6 protein-coding genes and 1 pseudogene are annotated in these 8,116 nt (G+C 71.5%); 5 read left to right on the top strand and 2 right to left on the bottom strand.

Annotation, left to right across the window (positions count from 1 at the left end):
• Positions 1–544 (top strand): annotated as a pseudogene (locus QC282_RS15050) (glycosyltransferase); the annotation flags it as partial.
• A 49-nt stretch (positions 545–593) separates the two neighbouring features.
• Here the strand turns inward: QC282_RS15050 and QC282_RS15045 are convergent.
• Both QC282_RS15045 and QC282_RS15040 read right to left on the bottom strand, forming a co-directional pair.
• Complete coding sequence (locus QC282_RS15045) at positions 594–965, bottom strand: NTP pyrophosphohydrolase (protein WP_279549856.1); 372 nt, start codon at positions 963–965, stop codon at positions 594–596.
• A gap of 40 nt (positions 966–1,005) precedes the next feature.
• Entirely contained in the window at positions 1,006–2,085 is a 1,080-nt protein-coding gene (locus tag QC282_RS15040; protein WP_279549855.1) for an LCP family protein, read from the bottom strand.
• 536 nt (positions 2,086–2,621) lie between these two features.
• Here QC282_RS15040 and QC282_RS15035 point away from each other — a divergent pair.
• The 4 genes from QC282_RS15035 (at position 2,622) to QC282_RS15020 (ending at position 8,115) form a co-directional block, all read left to right on the top strand.
• On the top strand, positions 2,622–3,707 hold the full coding sequence (locus QC282_RS15035) for a glycosyltransferase family 2 protein (RefSeq protein WP_279549854.1): 1,086 nt from the start codon (positions 2,622–2,624) through the stop codon (positions 3,705–3,707).
• The gene (locus QC282_RS15030; protein WP_279549853.1) at positions 3,707–5,479 is read left to right on the top strand and encodes a polysialyltransferase family glycosyltransferase; all 1,773 of its coding nucleotides are present in this window, start codon (positions 3,707–3,709) and stop codon (positions 5,477–5,479) included. The genes QC282_RS15035 and QC282_RS15030 overlap by 1 nt, the downstream gene beginning before the upstream one ends.
• Before the next feature lie 51 nt (positions 5,480–5,530).
• Positions 5,531–6,814: a DUF6716 putative glycosyltransferase gene (locus tag QC282_RS15025; protein WP_279549852.1), complete on the top strand. Its 1,284-nt coding sequence runs from the start codon at positions 5,531–5,533 to the stop codon at positions 6,812–6,814.
• A gap of 101 nt (positions 6,815–6,915) precedes the next feature.
• Positions 6,916–8,115, top strand: coding sequence for an acylneuraminate cytidylyltransferase (locus tag QC282_RS15020; RefSeq protein ID WP_279549851.1), 1,200 nt, complete (start codon positions 6,916–6,918; stop codon positions 8,113–8,115).
• Position 8,116 lies beyond the last annotated feature (1 nt).

Here is an 8,116-nt window from a genome sequence, read left to right as displayed (position 1 = left end):
CGCCCCCACCGCCCCGCACCGCCCCCCGCCGCCCGCCCGGCGGGCGCCGGCCGCCCTCCAGGTCCTGCCGCGCGACCGGCTGCCCGGCGCGGTCCTCACCTCGGCCTGCTGCTGCGCCCTGTTCCTGGCCTGGGGCCTGTTCGCGCCCCGCCCCGAACTCGACCACGCCAGGCGGCTCGCGCAGACGGTCGCGCAGCACACCGCCCCGGGGGACCGGGTGCTGCTGTGGGGCATGCACCCGGAGACGTACTGGTTCGCCGGCCGCGCCCCGGCCAGCCGCTATCTCACGGCCGGGTTCCTCACCAACTACAGCGGCGGCCGGGACGGGCCCCGGGTCGGCGAGAAGTACGCCGTCGAGGGAGCCTGGCCCGTCTTCCGCGCCGAACTGGCCGCCGACCCGCCCGCCCTGGTCGTCGACGACTCCCGCGGCAAGCCGTACGGACCGGACCGGGTGCCGGGCCTGCGGCGGCTGCTGACGACGGGTTACGAGGAGACGGCCACGGTGGACGGGGCGGTGGTGTACGTGCGGGTGAGGTCCGGCTAGCGAGAGGGCGGCGCCCCGGGGGACGACGGGCGGCGCCAGGTCCACCGCGCTACGGCCGTACGCTCCGCGGGCCCGTGACCTCGGCGCCCGACTCGCCCACCCGGCGCCGCAGTTCCCGGTCGGCGGTGACGACCAGGACGGGGCGCTCGCCGGCCGCGGCGACCAGGGCGACCATGTGGTCGTCGCCGCTGCCGGGCGCGTCCTCGACCCGTACCCCGGGCACGGACTCCACGCCGCGGGCCGCGCCCTCCACGACGAGGACGATCTCCACGGGACCGTCGTGCCCCGGCAGTCCGTCCGCCGCCAGCCGGTCGCGCAGCCGTTCGGCGGCTTTGCGCCGGTCGCGCCACCAGCCGTCGGGCACCGAGCCGACGACGTTCGCCGCGTCGACGATCAGGAGCAGGGCAGGGTTGTCGGCCATGCGGCCAGGGTCGCACGCGGCCCTGGCCCGCGGGGCCGCGTCAGCCGCCGGTCGCCGGGGACTTCTTCGCCGACTCGGGGATCTGCGAGTCGCTGCGCAGCGCCTTCCAGAGGTCCGTCGCCTGCGGCTCGGCGGGCACCACCCGGTTCGGGTCGGTCTTGTCGTACGCCACCGGCAGCATGACCGTCTCCATGGTGGCCGGGTCGATGCCGTTCAGGCTGCGGCCGAAGTCCGCGAGCGCGGTGAGCGAGGCGAGTTCGGAGTCGGTGGTGAGCGCCGCGGTGAGCTCGTCGGCGATCCTGTAGGTCTTGGTGGGGCTGCCCAGCAGGTCCTGCTGCTTGATCTCGCTGAGCAGGGCGATCATGAACTTCTGCTGGAGACCGATGCGTCCGAGGTCGCTGCCGTCGCCGACGCCGTGCCGGGTGCGCACGAACTGCAGCGACTGCGTGCCGTCGAGCCGGTGCGTGCCCTTCGGCAGGTCCAGGCCGCTGGACTTGTCGTGGATGTCCTGGTCGACGGTGACGGTGACCCCGCCGATCGCGTCCACGAGGTCCTTGAAGCCGGCGAAGTCGATCTCCACGTAGTGGTCCATGCGGACCCCGGACATCTGCTCCACGGTCTTGACCACACAGGCCGGACCGGCCTCGGAGTAGACGGAGTTGAACATCACACGCTTCGCCGACGCAACCTCGGTGCCGTCCGCCCTGGTGCACGCGGGCCGGGTCACCAGCGTGTCGCGCGGGATGCTGACGGCGACGGCCTCGGTGCGGCCCTCGGGTATGTGCATCACGAGCGCGGTGTCCGACCGGGCCCCGGCGACATTGCCGGTCTTCAGCGCGGCGTTGGCGCCGGCCCGCGAGTCGGAGCCCAGCACCAGCACGTTCTTGCCGGACGTCGGCAGCTTCTCCGGGCGGTCGTCCCCGATCGCCTTGTCGATGTCGACGCCGTTGATGTTGTTGTCGAGGTCGCTGTAGAGCCAGTAGCCGACGCCGCCGCCCAGCAGCACCAGGACGAGCAGCCCGAGGCCGATCTTCCGGCCCAGCCGACGGGGTTTGCGAGCGCGCGCGTTGCGTGCGCGCCCCCTGCGGTGCGACGGGGGAGCGTCGGTGTCAGTGCTCATCTCGCTCGATTCCTCTGATCCTGGCGGCCGGGTGCGACCGGGCGGTGGTCAACAGCGTGGTGGTGCTGCGAACGGAAGCGCCGCATGGGGGGAACCGACGCGGAGACGTCGCGGGGGCATGGCCGGACCCGCGGCGAATCGGACTGGTGCCCGAGCACTATAGACGGACGTTCCGGGACGCGGCACACGAACCCCGTGCGTGACCGCATGTGGAGGTTCCCGGAATCAGGTGTGAATGGGCGAGTCCGCTTGCAGTGCGACGGTCACCCTCTGTGATCAAGGGTGATCAAAATTCGCGCCAAAAGTGGACATCTCCATCACTTGATCAGCTTCCGCCTGGACAAATAATTGAAAGTGGTGTGAATATCCGCAGCAGCAGTATCACGTGCAAGCTGTTGCGCCAGAAGTGCCTGGGGGGGCCGGGTGGAGTTCAGCAAGGACAGTGCTGTCGTGTACGACCCCGCTGCTCATGTTGGAGGTCCGCCGACCGGAAGCGATCCGGCTGGCTCAGAACCGTTGGAGTCGAGGCCCAGCCAGTGAAGCTTTCCGTCATCGTGCCCATGTACAACGTGCGCGACTACTGTGCCACCACTCTCAAGTCCCTGGCCTTCAACGCCCGCGGTGACTTCGAGTTCATCGTCATCGACGACTGCTCCACGGACGGCACCGCCGAGATCCTGCAGCGGGAGATCCGCAAGGTCCCCGGCGCCATGCTCTACCGCACCCCGCAGAACTCCGGCATCTCGGCCACCCGCAACGCCGGCCTGCGGCTCGCGTCCGGCAAGTACGTCGCGTTCCTCGACGGCGACGACTGGTTCGCGCCCGGCTACCTGAGCCGGCTGGTGGACGCCATCGAGCAGCTCGGCTGCCACTTCGTGCGCACCGACCACATCCGCGTCGTCGGCAAGAAGCGCGAGGTCGTGCGCTCCCCGCAGGCCGTGCGGAACACCCCGCTCCAGCCGATCCAGTCGATCATGCCGGTCAACGCCTCGACCATGGTGGACTATCCGCTGGTCTGGGCCGGCATCTTCGACCGCGAGGTGCTCGCGAGCCGGGACCTGCTGTTCTTCGACGAGAAGCTGCGCACCGCCGAGGACCGGATGTGGACCTGGCGGCTGCACCTGCACACCGACTCCTACGCGGCCGTCGACCTGGCGGGCATCTTCTACCGCCGCGACGTCAGCACCTCCCTGACCCGCATCCCCGACGAGCGCCAGCTCGACTTCATCCCGTGCTTCGACCGGGTCGCCCGGGAGGTCGCCGCCCACCCCTGGGGCCCGCACATCATGCCCAAGGTGATCCGCACCTACTGCGCCATGATGGCCATCCACCTGGACCGCGCCGACACCTACGAGGACGACGTGCGCGCCCTGCTCAAGAGCCGGATCGCGGGCGCCCTCGAACGGCTGCCGCAGCAGTTGCTGGACCGGACGCTGGACGAGATGGGCGAGAAGCGCGCGAGGCTCATCAACTCCGTGCGCGACCTGGCCGTGCCCGAGCCCCGCCCGGACGACGCCGACGTGCGGTACCTGCCCAACAACGGACGCCGCGCCACCTGGGCGCCCCGCCCCGGCCGGCCGAACCAGCGGCAGAATCCGCAGGCCATCGGGGTCACCGCCTGATGTCGACCCAGATCTTCGTCGCCTCCACGCTCTACGGTGCCCTGACCCTGTCCGCCGCCATCGACGCCGGACAGTTCGGCCCGGCGGGCAGCGCCCGGCGCATCCTCGTCGTGTGCACCAACACCGAGATCCCGGAGGTCACCACCCCGCTCGACGCGATGCAGGGCTTCGAGTCGCTGCGCCCCCGCTTCGACGCGGTCATCTCGTGGAACGAGGTGATCTTCCCGTACCACCCGAGCCTGTGGGACCCGCGCACCCAGGACGTGTCCATGTGGCGCGAACTGCTCGGCCTGCGCTGGAACATCCCCGACGGCCCGATGGAACTCGTCGTGGAGTCCATCCAGGTCAAGCCGGCGCTGACGTTCTGCAAGATCTTCCGCAACGCGTGGATCACGGTGTACGCCGACGGCCTCATGACCTACGGCCCCACCCGCAACGAACTGGCCCGCGACGTCCACTCGCGCATCCGCCGCACCCTCTACCTGGAACTCATCCCCGGCCTGCGCCCCCTGCTGCTCACCGAGTACGGCGTGCCCAGCGAGCCCGTCCGAACCGACGCCGTGCAGCGGGTGTTCGCCGAGTTCGGGCAGTCCTGCGTACCGGCGCTGCGCGCGGCGCTCCCGGCCGGTTTCCCGGCCGGCCGCAACGGCGTGGCCATGCTGCTCGGCCAGTACCTGTCCAGCATCGGGCTGCTCACCGAGGAGGAAGAGGAGCGGCTGCACCTGCGGATGTTCGAGGCCGCCGTCGGCCTCGGCTTCACCTCCGTCCTCTTCAAGCCCCACCCGAGCGCCCCGCAGAGCTTCAGCGACTCCCTCGTGGTGCGCGCCCAGGAACTCAACGTCCAGCTGGTGGTGCTGGAGACCCCGCTGCTCGCCGAGGCCGTCTTCGGCCACGTGCGCCCCCGGGCGGTCATCGGCTGCTTCTCCACCGGCCTGTTCACCGCCCGCGCGGTCTACGGCATCCCGGCCGCCGCCGTGGGCGCCCGCGAGGTGCTGCGCAAGCTGCGGCCGTACCCCAACAGCAACCGCATCCCGGTGACCATCTGCGAGGTCGCCCTCCCCGACCTGGAGGGCGCCGGCTTCTCCGCGCCCGACCTGCTGGCCAACCCCGACTGGGTGCGCGGAGAACTCGCCGAGTACGTGGCCGCCGTCGGCTACTGCATGCAGCCCGAGCGCAACCCGCACCTGCGGGACCGCGCCGTCGCCTACGTCACCCGCGCCCTGCCGCAGATGGAGGCGCGGCCCGCGCTGCGCATGCACTTCAAGCCCGACCTGCTCTACAAGCTGTCGCTGCCCGGCGCGCCCTCGGACGCCGAGATGCGCGCCCTGGAGCAGGCCGAGAAGGAACGCAAGGGCAAGCGGGGCAAGGCCGGTACCAAGGGCAGGCCCGCGCTGGAGGAGATCACCGTCGACTCCTTCCGGGAACACCTGCAGGCGGGCGACCTGGACGCCGCCCGGCGCATCGGCGAGCAGATCCTCAAGGACCGCAAGCCGATGGACGTCCTGATCGGCATGGCCCGCGTCCACATCGGCGACGGCGACCTGGAGCAGGCGAAGCGGATGCTGTCGCTCGCCGCGATGTCCGGGGACGACCGCGCGATGACCTGGATCAAGATCGCCGAGGTGGCCGCCCTGATGGGGCGCGAGGGCAAGGCCCTGCGGGTCTTCGCGGCGCAGGAGGCGCTGCGCATCAACCCGGAGTCCGCCGCCGCGGCCCGGCTGGTCAAGGCGCGCGGCGCGCGCAAGGCGGCCAGGTCCATGGCCGTGGGCTGACCCGCGAGAGTTCCCGAACAGCGACGAGCAGGCGACGAAGGATCACAGGCGATGCGCATACACGTGCTCGCCGACTCCGACACCCGGTGGAAGTGGGGTGGCGAGTTGGCGCAACGGCTCCACCCCGCACCCCGGGTGCACGCACACATGCTCAACGGGCGTGCCACCCCCACCGAACGCCAGATGGCCGAGGTCGGCATCCGGCCCGACACGGTGACGCAGTCCTCGGTCCCCGAGTTCGTCACCAGCCCCGCACTGGCCCAGGCCGACGTGCTGATCGTGGGCTCCGTCGGCGGCACCACCCAGGCGATCCTGCACGGCCTCGCCCGCACCTTCGAGGGCGCCCCGCGCCGCCCGGTCCTCGTCACCGGCTACGTCGGCGTGGTCTACGAGAACCTGACGGACGGTCTGCTGCTGCGCGCCGGTGCCGACGTGGTGCTCGCCAACAGCCCCTTCGACGCCCGCCGGTTCCGGGAGATCTACCGCGGACTCGGCATCGACGACAGCTGTGTCGTGCAGACGGCGCTGCCGTTCCTCGCCGAGCAGCAGTACGACCCGCTGCGCACCGGCGCCGCGCACCCGTTCACCGTGACCTTCGCCGTGCAGCCGTCGGTGCCCGAGGACCGCGACGGTCGGATCTACATCCTGCGCCGCGCCATCCAGCACGCCAGACTGCGCCCCGGCCGCGAGGTGCTCGTCAAGCTGCGCTCCAAGCCCGGCGAGCAGACCACCCACATCGAGCCCTACCACTACGAGACCCTGGCCGAGCAGCTCGGCGAACCGCTGCCGCCCAACCTGCGGTTCCTCTACGGCAACATGGCCGAGGTCCTCGACCGCACCGACCTCCTGGTCACCGTCAGCTCCACCGCCGCCCTGGAGTCCATGCACCGCGGCATCCCCACGGTGATCCTCAGCGACCTCGGCGTCCGTGAACCGCACGGCAACCACTACTTCACCGGCTCCGGCTGCGTCGCCTCCTGGAACGAGATCGACGAGGGCGCCCAGCCCTACGCCCACCCGGGCTGGCTGGAGGAACAGGGCATCCTGGCCCAGGACCCGTACGCCCAGCTGCGGCAGCGCGTCACCGCCCTGAGCCGGACCGCGCTGCCGCCGATCCGGCCGTACTACACCATGCAGAACGCCGCAGGTTATCTGCCCCGGCTCCTGGCCAGGCGCGGCCTGGCCCCCGACGGAACCGCGCTGCCCCACTCGGCGCACTCCGTCGGCAGGCGGCCCGGCCTGCTGGCCCGGACCTCACGCAAGGCGCTGCGCCGTGCGTACCGGTTCGGGGTCCAGACGGTCGCGCCGAAGATCCAGCGCTGGGGCGGTCTCTGAGACCCCGGCCCGCCGCTTCCCTCTCCTCTCCTCCCCCCATCACCCCGCGCACGGGGCCCGTGCGCGGCACATCTGTCACCCGCCGCACCCCGAGGTCTGATATGTCAGCACATTCCAACCCAGTCGTCGTGGCCGTCATCCCGGCCCGCGGCGGCTCCAAGGGCATCCCCGGCAAGAACGTCGCGCCGGTCGCGGGCGTGTCGCTCGTCGGCCGTGCCGTGCGCGCCTGCCGGGGGGCGGGCCGGGTGACCCGCGTCGTGGTGAGCACCGACGCCGACGACATCGCCGAGGAGGCCCGCCGGCACGGCGCCGAGGTCGTCGTGCGGCCCGCCGGCCTCGCCTCGGACACGGCGTCCAGCGAGTCCGCGCTGCTGCACGCCCTCGACGTCATCGAGGAGCGGCACGGCGAACTCACCGACGTGCTGCTGTTCGTGCAGGCCACCAGCCCTTTCCTCACCGCACAGGACATCGACGGCGTGGTGTCGGCCGTGCTGGACGGCGGCGCCGACTCGGCGTTCACCGCCTCGCCGTTCCACGGCTTCGTGTGGCGCGGCATCCGCGAGGAGGGGCAGTCGGTCGTCGTGGCCGCCGAGGGCGTCAACCACGACAGCGCCGAACGGCTGCGCCGCCAGGACCGGCCCGAGGAGTTCCTGGAGACCGGCGCCGCCTACGCCATGCGCGCCCAGGGCTTCCGCGACAAGAACCACCGCTTCTTCGGGAACGTGGCGGCCGTGCCCGTCGACCCGGCCCGCACCCTGGAGATCGACGACCCCGCCGACCTCGCACGGGCCCGGGCACTGGCCGGCCTCGTCGACGAACCCCGGTTCCCGACCCGCGCCGACGTCGACGCGGTCGTCCTCGACTTCGACGGCACCCAGACCGACGACCGCGTGTGGATCGACGCCGACGGGCGCGAGACCGTGGTCGTCCACCGGGGCGACGGCATGGGCATCGCCCGCCTCCGCAAGGCGGGCGTCCCCGTCCTCGTCCTCTCCAGCGAGACCAACCCGGTGGTCTCCGCCAGGGCACGCAAGCTCCGCATCCCCGTGATCCAGGGGGTGGAGAGCAAGGACGTCGAACTGCGCAAGTGGTACGAGGCCGAGGGCATCGACCCCGGCCGCATCCTCTACGCCGGCAACGACGTCAACGACCTGCCCTGCTTCGAACTCGTCGGCTGGCCCGTGGCCGTGGCCGACGCCCACGACATCGTCCGTGAACGAGCGCGCGCCGTGACCACGTCACGCGGGGGCCACGGCGTTGTCCGCGAAATAGCAGCACACCTTCTTGGAAAGGCTCTCTGAT

The organism is Streptomyces sp. DH24, assembly GCF_029813775.1.
In the GTDB taxonomy this organism is placed as follows: Bacteria; Actinomycetota; Actinomycetes; order Streptomycetales; family Streptomycetaceae; genus Streptomyces.
The sequence above is the reverse complement of the archived record's forward strand: the minus strand, read 5'-3'. Positions and strand labels throughout refer to the sequence as shown.